Below are 16,271 nucleotides of genomic sequence, written 5' to 3' on the forward strand. Positions count from 1 at the left end.
TTTTAAATAAAGGGTAACAGGAGAACTGTCCCCTTGTTTTTTTGTTTTTATTAAGTGGATTCGTTATAGGTCACAATAATGTGTTGCTTTTCAGTATTATTGTAGCCTTCATTATATCCAACATTCATTCCATCTTCATTCTTTGAACGTCTTATCCGTTTAAGAATGGCTACGCCTTTTTAAAGGCTTAATGTTTCGCAAACATGAGAGGGAACAATGGTTACGGCGAACTCATCACGGAATGATTCAGGTCGGATATTCTGTTCCTCTAAAAAGCGATATAATCAAATAATTTGAATATCCTTTAGTGCATCCTCATTTATATCTAGTAAAAGATAGTGGTTAATTTCGCTTAATATTGTCCACAATGATGTTTCCGACAATTTTATTCCTGATTCCGAGTTTTACGGAATTAATTAATATTGCCTAAATGAATTCACTCAAAGACCCTATAAACTAAAGATTGCAAGTGCAGATAATGACAGCCCTGTCAACACTGAAATCTCATCTAGACCTTACGTTAACTCAACCTCTTATAATGGCCAATCTCGTTATAAGTACTGTACCTATGTTTTTAATATTCATCTTTTTACAGAAATATTATGTTAAAGGAATGATGAACAGTGGTGTAAAAGGGTAAAAAACAAGTTGCCAGTTCCATGGTTCCCTTGAATTTTCCTATTTCTCGATTGACTTCTAAATAGATTGACCAGTAATCTTAGGGCTTAAACTGTCGGTTTCCTTCCTTCGTCGTAGTTGTGTAAGCTAATGTCTCTCCTTTCGGACAGATATAGTAATCAAAGTGCTCATCATATACGTATTCATGTTTAAGCATGAATCCTTTCTTTGTTTTGGGTGTATATGAGATAAAAAAATACAAATTGCCGGTGATTTATATTCAGCGTGGGAGGCAACGGCATATTTTCCTCATTAAACGTATACAAATACATCGTGAATAAATGTCATTCAAATCAACACAACTTATTTAATACTTGGACGTCCTAAAGGTGAATACGGGTTTCCAACCAATAGGTAAATGAAGGAGAAATCTATAGCCGCTTCAAGCTTTCTCACAAGATGATCTAGCGGTAAGACTTGATCCAATTGTTTTTTATTTAAGTTATTAATTCTCGCTATCATTTTCTCAGTACCCCTAATAGCAAACTCAAAATTGTTCGAGTTTATGTACAGTCTGGAGCACTCTAGAAGAGTGCTTTTATTTTGATTATTTTTATGAATTATTTTCTTCTTTCAAGAATAAGAATTAATAAAGACAAGTTGTATTAGGGGGATAGTTATGGAACTAGAGGTAAAAGTGACGTTTGGTGGTATGAAGGATGTACAGTTTAAAATTATTTTGGATGAAGAAGAATTTAATCATTTAGAAGATGAGGATAGGGACGAATACATCTCTAATGCGGTAAAGGAAGTTTTTTGTGAAAATTTGAGAATTGAGTGGAGGGAAATACAACTTTCACTTAAAGTTGCCGGATAAAATATTACTTCCCCCATTGGTGAAGATTGAACAAATAATAAATAACTTTAATATGTTCATATTTTTGCTTAATCCAAAAGGACGAAGTAAAATAAAGGTAAGTTATTTGTTTATCGAATTTTCGATTCATAGTAATGACAATCTTTGCGATGTGGAGCTTGATGTTTTTTCCATGCGAGTTTTATGGATGTAATTTAAACGTGTTAAATTGTTTATTGAAAACATTTAAATAAAAATTAGCAGAAGTCCTCCGACTATTATTTTTAGAACCTATCTTGTGTAGGGTGTAAAAGTAATTTTTCGGGGGCTTTTATTATTTTTCCCATACATATTACATTGAAAGGCTGTTTGACAAGACTGTAGCAATAAAGAGAAAAGTTATCATAATGAAAGGTAATAGGTATTATCGTGAAAATAGAGGTTGAATTTATTGTAGTGCCTTGTTTTGCTACGTTATATTAGGGAGAATTATTTATTGGCATTTAGTCTATGTTTCAATATGGTGAAAAAACTTAAAGGGGATTAAAAGGATGTCAAAAATGTAATCAGCTGAGGAAGTGGAATTTTCAAAAGAACATGTTGGCCATATGAAATTAACAACAATTATAGAAAGGTTAAATAGACCATTTCATTCTGTAACAATAAAATTAAACAGACTTGGATTAGGGATACACGACGATCTCATACTGGAATGATAACGTTAGGTGAGCCTGCGAAAATCTTAGATGTTGATAGAAAGACTGTTGAGAATTGGGTTGTTAGACATGGGCTGCGTTGTTTAAAACAAATTACAATACAAACAAAATCATTTTACTTTATTAATCTTATTGAATTTTGGAAGTGGGCGGAATATAACTAAGAAAGAATATTTTTTTATAAGATTGAAAAAAATGTTTTGGTTCCGGAGCCAAAATGGGTCTACCAAGAAAGGCTGAAAAAAAAAGACCGTGTTGTAAATTATCGAATATGGACTACAGGTGAGAAAAAGAAACTTATTAGACCTTAAGAAAAAGGGCTATAGTTTCGTCAAGATTGGAAAGGTTCTTAAAAGAAGTGCATCAAGTGTTAGCAAACAATACAAACGCATGATGATAAATAAAAATATTCTTGTTAGATGAATATAAATATTAGGAACGATTTAGTTTTAGTAAAGTGAGAGGATATAAAACTTTTTAATCGAAACTTTGGAATGTATACACACCATTATGTTTTGTAATACATAAATTAAGTATTAGTGTGGGAATTTTTTGTGTCGATCAAATGGTTAAAAGGACATAACATCCTAAGTATAAAAAGGGATTTTATTTCCTCACAATTATAAGACTTAATTGTACTTTCAAATGCCTTTGAGGATTTGTTTATGCTAGTAAAGATACTAATCATACAAAAGAAGACTTTGCGTAAAGCAATTTTTGACAGGCCAGAGGAGGAAAACACATCTCAAATGGAACATCGTTTGCTAATGCAGATGTAACAGGTATTGCTGCGCTTGATAAAAGTGCATTCCCTGATATTCGCAGTAATGAGTTAGCAAAAATCCTTGAATAGAAAAAAAAACCATTCTTAAGGAAAGTATATCATCTTTATAAAGAAAGGACTATAGTAAAATTAATTAATGCTAAAATGATTTTAGAAAAGACCAATGCATTAATGTGACATCCTATAAACCGTTACAACTTCGAGCTTCTGCACTTGTAATCAATGGGGAATGCATATTCATTCTTATTTTATTAAACTTTATGTTTTATCAATAGATGATATAATAAGTTAATAAAATATGAACGAAGGGAGAAAATTTGTGGAAGAAATCTTAAAGCAGATTTTGAATGAACTAAAAGAAATACGAATTGACATAAATGAATTGAAACAAGGACAAAACAGACTAGAAGTTGGTCAAGAAAAATTACAAAAAAATATCGTCGATAGTTTAGGACTATACACCGAGAAAATTGTTGGTCATGTTGACGATAAAACAGAAGTATTAAATAAAAGAGTCTACAAAGTAGAGTCAAAGGTAGAGCGATTGAGCAGACAGTAAGGAAACAACCATCCTTACTGTTTTTTATTTGGTTCTAAATAGGAAATTCAAATTATTCTTCGATCCGAGAATACCATCAATAGTGTTAAGTTGGGACCTTTAAATATATTCGTAGATTTAAGGAACGATTTTGGCTTTAAAGTTAGAAACGGGTGGGCTAGATATATTACACGTATAGATTTCGTATAGTATTATTTGTTAGATTTAATAAATATTAATTAAGTTTTTTACCAAGTAGGATGAAGTTCTATGTTTAAGAAGGATCTTCCTGTTCTCAGGAAACATTAAGTTAAGGAATTGGTTGAAAAAATGTGAAATTACTTGTTTTATTATTAATTTCTGAAAAAGAAATAAAAAACTTTATCAGTTCTATTTGTAAAAAAATTATATGTAAAACATTGAACACAAGCTGCAATATTAGCTTTTAATAAAGGGTGGATTAGTTTATAATATTTATTTTTTAATATAGTTTATGAAATAACGAATCATTATTTCACTCTTTATAGCTAGAAGATTTAATCATGAAGGGGATTGAACATTGAGACGAATATCAGACGAATTATTACTTGAAACATATTATAGGGCAATCGAACTAAAACTTAGTAAAGAATTTATCTATTTATTAAATGCAGAAATAACGAGAAGAAATTTAGATGTTAGGGAGAAGAACCCAGAGTTATCTTTAATCAAACTTCTTGAAAAATATCGAGAACACTATAACATACCAAAAAATACCGTTTCAAATTAGATATATGAAATAGTTCTTATCCTAATGGTACTTGATTGCCTGTTATCTTTTCGACTTAGCCATAAGAAAGCTACCGAGAGCATTATTGGAAAAAGTTAATTCCAACACCGACATCATCTTTGAGTTGATAGAATTTATGAAAGAATAACTTATGAGATATTAGGTAGATCGCTTATAATAACTAGCTAATCTCATACAATCTCTTTGTTAGAACATAGTTCACATCATAGGTAAGTGGTAGGTACATATCTATTGTCAGGACACTCTTTGAGATCATCCACATCATCTTTTTAATTTTAGTCATCTTTGGTATAACCCTTTATTATATTAAAGGTAGAATCTTTCTCAGTCGCAATATTATCCGACTGTACTGAACTACTATTAAACTTAGAAAGTTTTGGGCAAATTTTATAGTACAAATTTACTAATAACAAATCTGCATGAGAAGAAATCCATACAACCTGTATAACTTCTGAGACAGGCTATTTTGGATTAATATCATAGAACTACCTAGGAAATGTAATAGCTATTAGTGTAAAATGTTGTAACAATATGCTTTTTTATTTTCAAATCTTTAGTTCTTTTAAAATTTAGATTATCAGCAGTAGGTAGTGGTTCAGTTGCTATCCTCGGTTTTATCTTCAAAATATAAAGTAAACGGTTACAGACGGGTATTCTTATAAATTGTATCAGCACCTGTATTTCATGTGAGTTAACATATACAGTAATTATTTTTAACACTATTATCATAACCTTTTCATCATAACTTACGCTTAAATTGAATAACAACATATCTTGTATAGAATCTGTATATTTCCCTTTGATAATATTCTAATTATATAAATGTTAAATTTATGTCAAATAATGCAAATTTGTAATTTTAAATAAAACCATCTAGAAAAATTTATACAAGGGAAAGTTCAAAATGATTAAGGACATACTAGATGCATTTAATTCATTAAAAAATCCCGTTTATATCTTTGAATATAAAAATAATCAGTTTACATACGTATCTTCAAATCAATCAGGACAAGGATTATTAAATTCATTTAAAAATGACTTAAAGGGTGAAACAATTGAAAGCCTTGTAGAAGGCAAAAGAGCTAATATTTATAAACATGAATTTTTAAGGGCTCTAAAGTTAAGAGAAACAGTATTATTTCATGAGGAAATACCCTTGCCAAATGGAGATGTAAAATGTATTGAAAATGTTATAATCCCCTTGGTAGAATCGAAAAATACATACGTGATTACAATTATAAGGGATTTGAAGGATAAGAGTAGGGGGTTAATTGAATCGTTGTTTTTTACAAAAGCAACTGAAAATAAAATTAAAATTATTTGTTTTAACAAACTTAAATATCAAATTAACAATAGTGAACCGAAGTCCTTTAAATGGAGAACATCCAAGTCCGAAGAACTATTTGCTTATTTGTTACATAATAGAGGTAAAACAGTCCATAAAGAAACTATTATCGACCTTTTATGGTCGGAATTTGATACTTCCTCTGGATTCCAGCAACTGTATTCAACAATCTATCAAATTAGAAAAATGCTCAAGAGGCTTGGATTAAATAATATTTCAATTAGCAGTGAAAGAGGTGGTTATTATTTATCAGCCAGTGACACTGTAATTGATTCAGAGGTATGGGAACAAAAGATACATCAATTATCAGAACCTACTGCTAGCAATCTTAAAGATTATGAAAGTGCATTTTATGAATATAGTGGAGATTATCTTGGTGAATACACTTATATATGGGCGACCGCAGAAACAGAACGATTACGGAGAAATTGGCTAAATCTTGGTCTAAATTTAAGTTCGTATTATCAAGAACAATCAAACATTTATGCTGCAATAAATATCAACCAAAAAATACAACAATTTTACCCAGAATTTGAAGAAAGCTATTTTGAGTTAATGAAAATTTATGCATCCTTAAATAGATATAGCGCAGTAGATGAACAGTTAAGAAAGCTAAATGCTGTCTTAATAAAAGAATTGAATATTAGGCCGAGTATGAAAATCTTAGATTGGTATGAGAAATTTCATCAAAAGCGTGTAGAAATAAACTAACAAATTTTTGGGGTTTTATAAAGAGATCCAAAAAAATGAATTTCTGTAGTACTTATTCAAATAAAATATAGGTACTATATTGTATAAATAACTTTCTCCAAATTATGGGTTAAAACTAATAAAATAAATAATAAGGAAAGGAAAACTTAAAATTTAAGATAATTAGGTTTATTTTTTTGCAATCAAATTGAGTCTTAAGGACTATGCATATATTTTTGTATAGGTATTTAGTTTGTTGGTGAAAAAATAAAAGTTGTATGAATAATTATTTCATATGAGGATACTACAATGTACTTTTGTATTGGGATTCTATGCTTTATTTGCATAATTAATTTAGTAAGATTCTATAAAATTAAGAAACAAAAAAACAAATTATCTGTTAGACTTCAAGAGGCTCTTAAATATAATCCAAGATAGTAACGTATCATTATTTCAAGTAGATTTTAATAAACATATAGTTTAGATTGGGGTAAATTGTATGGCAAGAATTATTACTATCACCTCTGGAAAAGGAGGAGTTGGAAAAACTACAATCACTACAAATTTAGGTGTGGCACTAGCAATCCTAGGTAACAAAGTATGTTTAGTTGATGCTGACTTTGGTTTAAGGAATTTGGACATTCCATTAGGTTTAACAAATAGAGTAATATATGATATGGGAGATTTAATCAAAGGCAAGTGCTCAACTGCTCAAGTTTTAATCAACCATAAAAGTTTTTCAAATCTTTCCTTTATTCCAGGTAGTAAGGATCTTACCCATTTAGATTTTAATCCAAAGGTTTTCAATAAAATTATTGAGAGTATTTCTGAGAACTATGATTATATTTTGATTGATTCCCCTGCCGGAATAGAAGAAGGTTTTAAAAATGCTAGCCAAGTTGCTGATGAGGCAATAATAGTAACGAATCAATCTCCATTCTCTGCTCAAGATGCAGACAGGGTGATCGGTATATTGGAGGAACAGTCTTTAAACGATATAAAGTTAATTGTTAACATGGAGTATCTTAATAAAAAAAACAATATGAATTTCATGAGTGTGGAACAAATATCTCAATTATTAAACGTTCCTTTATTAGGAACTATTTCAAATGATTTAGCAATTATTAATTCTATAAAGAAAGGGGAACCGATAACACTAGATACCAATAATGAAAATGGTATTCGTTTTAGACATATTGCAAGAAATTTGCATAACCATGAGATGAACCCTTATAAATCTATCATCCAAGAATCTATTAAACACAGATTATTCTCTTTTTTGAATATAAATAAAAAACATGAAAAGTTATCATGTTAATAACACAAGATGCATTAGGGTTTATCTTTTTCCGACAAAGAATCACTTATCTAGGAGCGTGAAGGCGACAGCCCCGTGAAAAAGTGATGAATGGCGGTTGGCGGTCATATCTTCATCTTTATGGCATAATGAGAATAAATGATACGTCGTGGCATGATGAAATCGATGTTATATAATCTAAAAAATGAGTATCAATTCATGCACGATTGAACTCATTATAAAACCTTTGGCTGTTTCAGATTCGTCATTAATTTCTAACTTTGCAAACCTTAAGATATGTTGCCTATTGGTATTTCATTAAGATTTGGTTCTAGATTACTCAACTTCAAGTGAGCAACTGGAAAAACAGTTCTAAATAAATACGAAGTAACTCCAAACCTAAGAAATAATCGATTTCATATTTTGTAATAAGCAACTTATTAATATTTGGTGAATTAGCTAATGAAAATTTCCCACTCTAGATTCTAGGATTAGCACCTAAGTATCTAAAGTACTCCATTCTATTACATCTTCAATACCTCAAACTATTCTGTGCCACGAATAGGAAACCATTTAACCTTACTCCTTCAACGGGTAATTCCGCTCAATCATAAAGTTTGTCTTATCTCCGCGAAAGTAGGAACGTGAGAATTCTATTATAGTGTTTGGTTAACTCCTGAAGAAGTTGAAGTTAGAAGGAAAAGACAAAAGGTCATTTTATACGTCAGCTTGCCGTTATTTGCAATTATCATAGGTGCAGCAGTCACAATATTAGCTAACCAAATTTGAATGGATGTAACGGAAAGGGGTGAAGGACTAACGCGATGATCATTCAAATAGATACTAGTGAGATTCCAAAAGAAACTTTGGCGGAGATACAAGAATTAACCACACGAGAGGCTTATTTTAAATTACTTGTAGAATTATATGAGAATCGAAAGAATAATTAATGAAGTTATCTTTAATGGCCTTTGTAGTTTTATTGTGAACTAACCGAAAGAGGTATGAAAAGTGATTAATAGTAAATTTCAAAAACCAAACTTTATGTTGTTGAGACGTATTAATAACAAAGGGTCAATATACATAGTAACTTTATGTAAGAACACATTAAATGTGTTGGAGGAAAAAGAAATAACTGAAATCCCAAAGAATTAGACGGTCCAAGAATTTACGACCTACTTCATGAGGGAAAGCGATTCTTTGGAAAATCAGACAGTCGAACAACAGCGGGTGTTGAATGATAACACCCTTAATTCGAATACTTCAACAAATAATGTTGTTGGTTTAAGTAATATTAAGTAATATAGGAATGTGCGTTAGCACGCGAAAGGAGAAATACATAATGAATAAAACAGAATTAGTAAATGCAGTTGCTGAGGCAAGTGAATTAACAAAGAAAGACGCAACTAGAGCAGTAGATCAAGTATTTGAAACTATTAAAGATGCATTAGCAAGCGGTGACAGTGTTCAATTACTCGGTTTTGGAACGTTTGAAGTGCGTGAGCGTGCAGCTCGCAAAGGACGTAATCCACAAACTGGAGAAGAAATTGAAATAGCGGCAAGTAAAGTTCCTGCATTCAAAAGTGGGAAGGCTCTGAAAGACTCAGTTAAATGAGTAAACTAACAAAGATATCCTCCTCAGGGGGGATATTTTTTTATAGGAAAGGTGAATTCAATGGATAGTGAGAAAATAGACACTTATAAAGAAGTGCCAGATAAAAATGCAGGTAGATGTGATAAGTGTGATTGTAGCCAATTTAAATCAAAAATGGAAAATATTATTCTACTTGTAGGGATTGTGGCTATACAAAGATTGTTTAGCATAGAGAATTTAAGATGAAATAACTGATGCACATATCTATGTTGGATATGTGTTTTTTAGTAAACAGAAGCCAATAGAATGGTATAATTGGATTAAAATAACAATTGGTGGTGTTGATAGTCCTATGAGTTTTTTCAAGAAATTATTTCAAAAGCCCAAGCCCTCAACTCAAATTCATTCCAGAGATAAAGTTGAGAAAGAGCATAAGGAGAAAGATAAACAAACATTAACTATTAGAACAAACAACAGCTCGATTTCAAGTTTATTTAAGTTGGATCTATTTAATAGTTATTTATCTCAGGAGGAAGCAAAATGTCCCTATTGCATAGAGAAACTTGAAAAACCGCCTACAAGAAAAAGAAAATGTCCACATTGTAAAGAAACCATGTACGGTAGAACACTCCCTGTCATAAAAAGAAAAGTAGTGGTGACAGAAAAGCAACGTGATAAAGTAGACCAATATAATTTGATAGTTAGTGAACTTGAAATGTACGGTAATGACTATATTAAGAAATACCGTGAAATAAAGGATGGTTTAAAAAGTAAGTGGGGATTTGAGCCAGAGGATCGCGATGTTTTTTGGCAATTAATTAATATATATCGAATAAATATGGCAAGTGCTAAGTCCTGGGGACTATATCGTAATGCTACTTATAGAATGGCCGAATTTTTAGCTTTAGAAGGTAAATTGCACGCTTCACTTGATTTATATATAGAAGTCCAATATATAGATACAAATGGAGCTGGGAATTCGGGGGAATTTCATAATGATGAAACAAATAGTGAGTATGATTTCTCCGACTTAGCTCCTGCTCTAGTCGCTAGGACATTGGATATCAAAGAACAATTAAGCCTTACTGATGAAGAATTTAAGGACAGATATATAAAGATATCGTCTATTACGAAAAATGGGTTGCAATTTCCGATAGAGCCTACAAAATCTTGGATTAAGTTTGAAAAAGAAATGAAAAGTTATAAAGTATAAGTAGAAAGAATTGAGTTGGAGCAGACGAAACAGATTTGTTTTTGTGGAAATGGAAAGTACTATAAGAAATGTCATTTGAACAAATAAAGAGGGACTGAGCATGGATTTATACAGACTAATTTTATACATAAATATTCTCGGAATATGTTTGACAGCTGCTCTTACATATATCATGATTGTAAATCTTGTTTTAGGATTGCCAATCCAACCGGTATCCATTTGCATTTTAGCATTTAGTTATGTTGTCATGATCAGGCATAATATGGTGTTTCGTGAACTTTGGGCAAAGTGGATTAAACGGGATTAAGTAAATAGAAAATTCAATGATAGAATTTGTAATTTATGTGGGTGCTGAGGTAATTGTGGGGTTCGTTATAATTAGGGATATAGATACAAAAATAAAAATAGATATATAGAGTTTGGAGCATTATTGAATATGTTGAATGATTTGTTTGATTTAGTAGTAATATTCATAGTAGTATTTGTATTCGCTTCTTTTGGAACATGGTTATTTGGAGGATTTATTGCAATGGTTTTATCATTTTTTGAGTTTCATGAAGCGGGAGATTCAGTTGCAAATCTATTAAATTGGGATATTTTTAAATATGTAGTTGTAGTTTATGCTGTAATAATGTTTTTCGTTAGTTGTAAGGCATTTGTGAGTATTGAAAGATAATAGAATTAACTTATTTAAAACCCAGACTGTGCATGCAGTCTTTTTTTTCGGTCTAGGTATGGACTATCTATTTTTTCTCCCTCTTTTGAGGGTATGATTGAATACATATTGTAAATATTTGATTAATGTCAATGGTGCAATTTTAAGAGTGCAGCATTGACAAAGGCACTAAAATAACTCATGATATTCAAGAAAAAACATTCAAGAACAAACAATATACCCTTTTAAAAGGGTAAGTGTCTAATATTCATGGTCCAATAAGAAAATGATAAATGAATTCACGACAAAAAATAAATGGGAGGCTTTATGTTTAAAGATATTCGATTGGAATTTCTCACAACTCTCGCGGAAGATGTAATTAGTTATGTAACCGGTAACTTTAGTATCTATTTGGATGAGGAAGAAGTAGGCGATGGATCTATTGTTGTTTTTTCAACAAAGAATCAAAATATAGCAGATATTAGAGAACAATGCGATGCCTTATCCTTACACTTATATGAAACAATGAGTTCTGTAAGGGTCTTTCAACAATATTTTGAAGTTGAAGATTTTGAGTAAGGTCATGAAGAATATGATGAAGATTCATTTGATGATGAAACCCTTCAACAGGCCAGGGAGCTTGGATTAGCAGACATAGCTTTAAATGAAGGAAAACCTTACGATTTAAATACTATTAATGTATACGGAAATTTTGTCCTATTATCGGATATATCAATTTTTAAGAAATATCGAAGAAAGGGTATTGGTATCAGTGCGATTAAGCAATTAATTTAATACTGTAGGTCGTCTGGCTTTGATTATTTACTTCTTAAACCATTTCCAACTGAAACAGATGAAATAAAAAAGTACAAAACAGAGTTAGATGAGGTTAAAACTCAAATCGAGATTGAAAGACTATTGAGTTTCTATGAGCCGTTGGGATTTCAGAGGACCGTCGGAAAAACAGACAGTATCCATTGGGTATATAAATTAGTTCAAATTTGAGTAATATATCTGTTTATGAAGATTCTTAGGATTAGATTGTTTACAGTCCATCAAATAGTTTGTGGTCTTTTTTATGATTTATATAAAAAATTAATAGTTCTAATGGAACGATTTTAGGTTTTTATACGCCTAAAGTATATTATCAAATAAAGGAGTAAATAGAACTATGAAGAAATTTTTGTATTTGTTAACTTTAATTTTTGTTTTTTCTATTGTCTATCTATTAAACTTTGATAGGGTACAGGCAGAAGAAAGGGTTATTGATATTGATAATACCAACCTTCCTGGGTTTGAACATACACCGAAGTTACCATCCGTCACTGAACCATTATTACCTAATGATGGAGAAGAAGGAGAAATAACCATACAAGCAACAGACTATATTAAATCAGCACAAGTATCTATTTATAACAACGGAAGTTACCTTAAAGTTTCTGGTCAAACGGATAGTTATACTAGTTCTGATAAAATCACAACAACTCTGTATTTGCAGGTCTGGGATTCTTCGAGATCGAGATGGGTTGATTATAGTAGCGGGAAAGAATTTGTTAAATATAGTACCAATACATTATATAACTTTGTAGAATATATTGCGCCAAAGGGCTATCATTATCGCACCAGGGGAGTGCATAAGGTAACGAAGGGTAGTAGAACAGAAACATTCACTAGTGTTTCAAGCTCTATTTATTACTTTTAATATAGAAAACTATTATAAAAAAGGCTAACTTCAATAGTTCTAGTAGACTATTAAAGTTAGCTTTTTTTATTTCATTGATTCTCCTATCGATATTAACTCATCTCCAGGCAGACTCCCGTTAATTATTATTTTGGTCTTAGCTTGATTAAAGATTAGTCTGCTTGTACTATCCTTAAATGTTAATAGAGAGGCCTTTTCTCCATTAATCGAAATGGTTTCGACGTTGGTATCTTCATTATCAATTATTAATGTATTACCTATGTCCTCAGCTCCTGCGATTTGTTGGATCGTCAGTTGGTTACTGTAATTTAAAATAATATCATTACTTGTTTCGCTATTTCCGTAAACCACTGTGACATCTAAAAGTTCGTAGCCTTCAGGCAAAAAAGTTGGGATTAATATGTGGAATTCGGCTACTTGCTGTGCTTTAGGTAAACTCATTATCTCTTCCTTAGTTAAAGTACCTATTTCATGTAAAGAATCAGCAGAAGGGAGTGGTTGATTATTTGACTCGCCAGTACTAATTGAATCTTCTATTTGGGTTATAGTACCATTATCCTTTTGAAAATATTTAGTAATCCAACCAAAAGCATTACCTTGTCTATTCTCAAATGTTAATGTTCCAAAAAGAAATACTATTAAAATGGACGCAGCAAATATACCTGGTTTATTAAACACTTTTTTCTTTTTATCCTCTGGTAATTCCTGCTGTATGTTTAACCATGTTTCTTCTTTCGAAGAAGGTGGTAAGGGGACATTTTCATATTCAGTTTTTATTGAATCCCTAATAACATCCTGTTTAAGAAAATCCTTATTCCTCATAATACTTCACCATCCAGATGGTCGTTGAGATATTTACCCATAAAAACATTTCTCAGCTCTTTTTTAGCTCGAAATATTCTAGATTTTACAGTACCTTCTTTTATATCAAGTAATTCCGCAATTTCCTTTTCTTTTAACTCATGTATGTATTTTAATAGCAGAATTTCTCTATGCTCTATACTAATCTCAGAAAGAACTTCTCCAACTTCTTTTATCATAAGTTTTATTTCGACTTCATACTCAACAGAGTTTGAATCATTATTTTTATCCTTTTCGAAATAGACGTCTTCAGTAGGGATTCCGTTCCATACTTTTTGTTTACGAATTAAGTCAATAGCTGTTCTAGATGCAATAGTAGATAACCAAGCGCCAATTTTAGATTTATCTTTTAAGCTATCTAAATCTTTAAATGCTTTAATAAAAGTGTCTTGAACCACATCCTGAGCCAAGTGTTTATCCCTTATAATGAAATAAGCATCGCGATAAACACGGTCATAGAATAAATCATATATAAGTCGGTATTCTTCGTCTGAATGTTTTTTTTGCCTAAATAATTTTTTAAACATTACTACATACCATCCTAACTAAATATTCTACCCCATTCCTAAATGTTATAAATGGGCATATTTTACTTATATACTACCATAATCTAGTATTTATTAGTCTAATAGCAAAAAATTTCCTGAATTTACAAATGGTAGGGAACTATTTTCATAGTCTTTTCGTCTATATATTGCAATTGCGTTTTTTCGTATATGAATTTAATATTAGGAGGTATTTGAATGAGGAAAATTTTTATTGCAGTCTTATTAACAGTTTTTTCATTTTCAACTCTTTCAGCAGGTTTTGCACAAGCTTCCATGGTACCAGTATCTGAAAACGACAACACCAACGTGGAAATGTACACTGTTGATGACATCCTGGCATTAGAACCATTTGTGTATGTAGAAAATGGTCTATTTAAATTAAATGTTGAGGCAGCTGTTAATTCTGGAATTGATTACAATTTAATCCATGGTCAACAAGAACACTTTGAACTACTGAATCAACAAGTTTCTAATGGCAAAATTAGTGTATCAGATGATTTATCTATTAAAAGTAATTTCCAAGAACAGGTACAAAATCAACAGAGTAATGGTTTTACGTTATTTGCAAAGTGCACCCCTAAAGGCGTTACTTCAGCACCTAAATATTATTGGTGGGGATATAGTACAAAATTAAATAGTTGTGATACTATTGAAGCTATAGATGATGCCAACACTGCAGCAGCAACAGGAGCAACCTCAGCAGCAGGTTTAGGTGGTCTTGGAGTTTGGTTCCCAGTATTGTTGGGTGCTGGGGTTGTTTCCGGTTTAACTTCTGGATGGTTTTGGTTGTTTGCAACTCGCTTAGGTGCTAATAACAATGGTAAAGGTGTTATAGTAGACATGACTTGGGTTGCAGCTTTCGACATTACTCCTCAATAGATAAAGGAGGACGAATTAGTAAATGAAATATAGCAAAATATATATAACATTTATTATTGTTGCGTTTTCATTAAGTGTATTTTTTAGTAGTATGGTTATTTTTAGGAATAAAGGGGAGTATTTACCCGTTACAATCCTAATCGGATTAACTGTTCTACTTGTTGCATCTTTCTTAACCTATAAAAAAAAGCATACGTAATATAAGTGCACCAAGCGATGACAAATAGCGTTTGGTGCACTTGCTTTTTTTATTTACATGGCAGGTATGCACAGTGGATTTTCCAAAAATAGGAATAGCGTAATATAGAAGATCAAAATGGTAATTTAATGTGAAATTAAAGGGAGATAGTTATATGAGTATAAGCGGAGATCGCTGTTCGAACGGATAACCATAACTATATAATGAATGTTGATCAGTCTTTTTGGACTCACCATATTGCTACCACTAAATCTTACTCTTTTAGTGAAGCACACAGTAAATTAGAGGAAAGTGAATTGAAAAGTCCAGAATTTCTGGTTGAATTATCTTTGTTGAGTAAAAAGATTGAATGGTATAAAAAAATTGTTCTAAGTAATTAAAGTTGTGATATGAAAGGACAGTAAAGGCTTAATCTTAGGGTGTATTAAATTCAAAATACTAATTAAAGTTTTGACATGGAATTTTTATATTAATATCTCTAACCGGAATTAAAGTTGTGATATGGCATATTCGCATTAAAACGTTGTGTAAAACCTTAAGGTTTGTGGATGTTTTTTACTTAAAAGGCGCAAATATTCACTAACCTTTGGTAAGTGAGATAACTCTTTATCTAATTGAAGTTTTCCAGACTTTGAGTAGACTTTCTTGATAATTTCCTCTAATGTGTATCCTTGGGTTAACAAGGTTACTGTATAGTTCTTTAGATAGATCTTAAGGTCTTTATCTCTTTTTTTCCAGAATAAATCATTTTTCTTCACTCTACTATAATGATATCTTGGAGTATTGTGGTAAAACCATGTAAAATCAAAATTATAAAGCCATGCATATACTTTAAAGTTCTTTTGTTTTATCTCATAAAAATTTGTGTCTGGTGATTCATCAAGAACTCTGAGCCATTCATTTCTTATATGATGCTTATTATTTAGCAACATCCTATCAATTTTAATGTTATTCAGCATGTGATCTTCAATATCAAACTCACTACA

At 31.1% G+C, this 16,271-nt stretch carries 17 protein-coding genes and 2 pseudogenes; 14 read left to right on the top strand and 5 right to left on the bottom strand.

Annotated elements, in window-relative coordinates; genetic code table 11:
• Window positions 1-724: 724 nt before the first annotated feature.
• Together AC6CHV_RS08330 and AC6CHV_RS08335 are read right to left on the bottom strand one after the other, a co-directional pair.
• Window positions 725-918, bottom strand: a pseudogene (locus AC6CHV_RS08330) (IS5/IS1182 family transposase); the annotation flags it as partial.
• 69 nt (window positions 919-987) lie between these two features.
• A pseudogene (locus AC6CHV_RS08335) lies at window positions 988-1,140 on the bottom strand (transposase); the annotation flags it as partial.
• Between the two features lie 157 nt (window positions 1,141-1,297).
• Here AC6CHV_RS08335 and AC6CHV_RS08340 point away from each other — a divergent pair.
• From AC6CHV_RS08340 to AC6CHV_RS08395, 12 genes are all read left to right on the top strand, one after another.
• Complete coding sequence (locus AC6CHV_RS08340) at window positions 1,298-1,495, top strand: hypothetical protein (RefSeq protein ID WP_498078681.1); 198 nt, start codon at window positions 1,298-1,300, stop codon at window positions 1,493-1,495.
• Between the two features lie 1,798 nt (window positions 1,496-3,293).
• A complete protein-coding gene (locus tag AC6CHV_RS08345; RefSeq protein ID WP_498078682.1) occupies window positions 3,294-3,533 on the top strand; it encodes a hypothetical protein in 240 nt (79 codons plus the stop codon).
• A 538-nt stretch (window positions 3,534-4,071) separates the two neighbouring features.
• Window positions 4,072-4,281, top strand: coding sequence for a sporulation histidine kinase inhibitor Sda (locus tag AC6CHV_RS08350; protein WP_498078683.1), 210 nt, complete (start codon window positions 4,072-4,074; stop codon window positions 4,279-4,281).
• A 925-nt stretch (window positions 4,282-5,206) separates the two neighbouring features.
• Window positions 5,207-6,358, top strand: coding sequence for a BTAD domain-containing putative transcriptional regulator (locus AC6CHV_RS08355; RefSeq protein WP_498078684.1), 1,152 nt, complete (start codon window positions 5,207-5,209; stop codon window positions 6,356-6,358).
• A 478-nt stretch (window positions 6,359-6,836) separates the two neighbouring features.
• The gene (gene minD / locus AC6CHV_RS08360; RefSeq protein ID WP_498078685.1) at window positions 6,837-7,655 is read left to right on the top strand and encodes a septum site-determining protein MinD; all 819 of its coding nucleotides are present in this window, start codon (window positions 6,837-6,839) and stop codon (window positions 7,653-7,655) included.
• 1,321 nt (window positions 7,656-8,976) lie between these two features.
• Window positions 8,977-9,249 carry a non-specific DNA-binding protein Hbs gene (gene hbs / locus AC6CHV_RS08365; RefSeq protein ID WP_498078686.1) on the top strand — a complete coding sequence of 91 codons (273 nt, stop codon included), beginning with the start codon at window positions 8,977-8,979 and terminating at the stop codon, window positions 9,247-9,249.
• Between the two features lie 60 nt (window positions 9,250-9,309).
• A complete protein-coding gene (locus AC6CHV_RS08370; protein ID WP_498078687.1) occupies window positions 9,310-9,474 on the top strand; it encodes a DUF8096 family protein in 165 nt (54 codons plus the stop codon).
• Between the two features lie 31 nt (window positions 9,475-9,505).
• Window positions 9,506-10,441 carry a hypothetical protein gene (locus AC6CHV_RS08375; RefSeq protein ID WP_498078688.1) on the top strand — a complete coding sequence of 312 codons (936 nt, stop codon included), beginning with the start codon at window positions 9,506-9,508 and terminating at the stop codon, window positions 10,439-10,441.
• Between the two features lie 100 nt (window positions 10,442-10,541).
• The gene (locus tag AC6CHV_RS08380; protein WP_498078689.1) at window positions 10,542-10,748 is read left to right on the top strand and encodes a hypothetical protein; all 207 of its coding nucleotides are present in this window, start codon (window positions 10,542-10,544) and stop codon (window positions 10,746-10,748) included.
• Between the two features lie 222 nt (window positions 10,749-10,970).
• Entirely contained in the window at window positions 10,971-11,117 is a 147-nt protein-coding gene (locus AC6CHV_RS08385; RefSeq protein ID WP_498078690.1) for a hypothetical protein, read from the top strand.
• Between the two features lie 306 nt (window positions 11,118-11,423).
• Entirely contained in the window at window positions 11,424-11,675 is a 252-nt protein-coding gene (locus tag AC6CHV_RS08390; RefSeq protein WP_498078691.1) for a hypothetical protein, read from the top strand.
• Between the two features lie 592 nt (window positions 11,676-12,267).
• Window positions 12,268-12,798, top strand: a complete 531-nt coding sequence (locus AC6CHV_RS08395) for a hypothetical protein (protein WP_498078692.1) — start codon at window positions 12,268-12,270, stop codon at window positions 12,796-12,798.
• Between the two features lie 66 nt (window positions 12,799-12,864).
• Here the strand turns inward: AC6CHV_RS08395 and AC6CHV_RS08400 are convergent, their stop codons facing one another.
• Together AC6CHV_RS08400 and AC6CHV_RS08405 are read right to left on the bottom strand one after the other, a co-directional pair.
• Window positions 12,865-13,620, bottom strand: coding sequence for a DUF4367 domain-containing protein (locus AC6CHV_RS08400; RefSeq protein ID WP_498078693.1), 756 nt, complete (start codon window positions 13,618-13,620; stop codon window positions 12,865-12,867).
• Entirely contained in the window at window positions 13,617-14,186 is a 570-nt protein-coding gene (locus AC6CHV_RS08405) for a sigma-70 family RNA polymerase sigma factor (RefSeq protein ID WP_498078694.1), read from the bottom strand. Before AC6CHV_RS08405 ends, AC6CHV_RS08400 begins: the two co-directional genes overlap by 4 nt.
• A gap of 216 nt (window positions 14,187-14,402) precedes the next feature.
• On the opposite strand from AC6CHV_RS08405, the gene AC6CHV_RS08410 reads away from it, so the two are divergent.
• Together AC6CHV_RS08410 and AC6CHV_RS08415 are read left to right on the top strand one after the other, a co-directional pair.
• Window positions 14,403-15,086 carry a hypothetical protein gene (locus AC6CHV_RS08410; RefSeq protein ID WP_498078695.1) on the top strand — a complete coding sequence of 228 codons (684 nt, stop codon included), beginning with the start codon at window positions 14,403-14,405 and terminating at the stop codon, window positions 15,084-15,086.
• A 22-nt stretch (window positions 15,087-15,108) separates the two neighbouring features.
• Window positions 15,109-15,285 carry a hypothetical protein gene (locus tag AC6CHV_RS08415; protein ID WP_498078696.1) on the top strand — a complete coding sequence of 59 codons (177 nt, stop codon included), beginning with the start codon at window positions 15,109-15,111 and terminating at the stop codon, window positions 15,283-15,285.
• A gap of 515 nt (window positions 15,286-15,800) precedes the next feature.
• Here the strand turns inward: AC6CHV_RS08415 and AC6CHV_RS08420 are convergent.
• Window positions 15,801-16,244 carry a TnsD family Tn7-like transposition protein gene (locus AC6CHV_RS08420; RefSeq protein WP_498078697.1) on the bottom strand — a complete coding sequence of 148 codons (444 nt, stop codon included), beginning with the start codon at window positions 16,242-16,244 and terminating at the stop codon, window positions 15,801-15,803.
• Window positions 16,245-16,271 lie beyond the last annotated feature (27 nt).

Source organism: Ferdinandcohnia sp. GQ5 (assembly GCF_059759275.1).

Coding starts and splice junctions, on each gene's coding strand:
- AC6CHV_RS08340 (WP_498078681.1), top strand. CDS start 1,298: ATGGAACTAGAGGTAAAAGTGACGTTTGGTGGTATGAAGGATGTACAG.
- AC6CHV_RS08355 (WP_498078684.1), top strand. CDS start 5,207: ATGATTAAGGACATACTAGATGCATTTAATTCATTAAAAAATCCCGTT.
- minD (WP_498078685.1), top strand. CDS start 6,837: ATGGCAAGAATTATTACTATCACCTCTGGAAAAGGAGGAGTTGGAAAA.
- hbs (WP_498078686.1), top strand. CDS start 8,977: ATGAATAAAACAGAATTAGTAAATGCAGTTGCTGAGGCAAGTGAATTA.
- AC6CHV_RS08370 (WP_498078687.1), top strand. CDS start 9,310: ATGGATAGTGAGAAAATAGACACTTATAAAGAAGTGCCAGATAAAAAT.
- AC6CHV_RS08380 (WP_498078689.1), top strand. CDS start 10,542: ATGGATTTATACAGACTAATTTTATACATAAATATTCTCGGAATATGT.
- AC6CHV_RS08385 (WP_498078690.1), top strand. CDS start 10,971: ATGGTTTTATCATTTTTTGAGTTTCATGAAGCGGGAGATTCAGTTGCA.
- AC6CHV_RS08390 (WP_498078691.1), top strand. CDS start 11,424: ATGTTTAAAGATATTCGATTGGAATTTCTCACAACTCTCGCGGAAGAT.
- AC6CHV_RS08395 (WP_498078692.1), top strand. CDS start 12,268: ATGAAGAAATTTTTGTATTTGTTAACTTTAATTTTTGTTTTTTCTATT.
- AC6CHV_RS08400 (WP_498078693.1), bottom strand. CDS start 13,620: ATGAGGAATAAGGATTTTCTTAAACAGGATGTTATTAGGGATTCAATA.
- AC6CHV_RS08405 (WP_498078694.1), bottom strand. CDS start 14,186: ATGTTTAAAAAATTATTTAGGCAAAAAAAACATTCAGACGAAGAATAC.
- AC6CHV_RS08410 (WP_498078695.1), top strand. CDS start 14,403: ATGAGGAAAATTTTTATTGCAGTCTTATTAACAGTTTTTTCATTTTCA.
- AC6CHV_RS08415 (WP_498078696.1), top strand. CDS start 15,109: ATGAAATATAGCAAAATATATATAACATTTATTATTGTTGCGTTTTCA.
- AC6CHV_RS08420 (WP_498078697.1), bottom strand. CDS start 16,244: ATGCTGAATAACATTAAAATTGATAGGATGTTGCTAAATAATAAGCAT.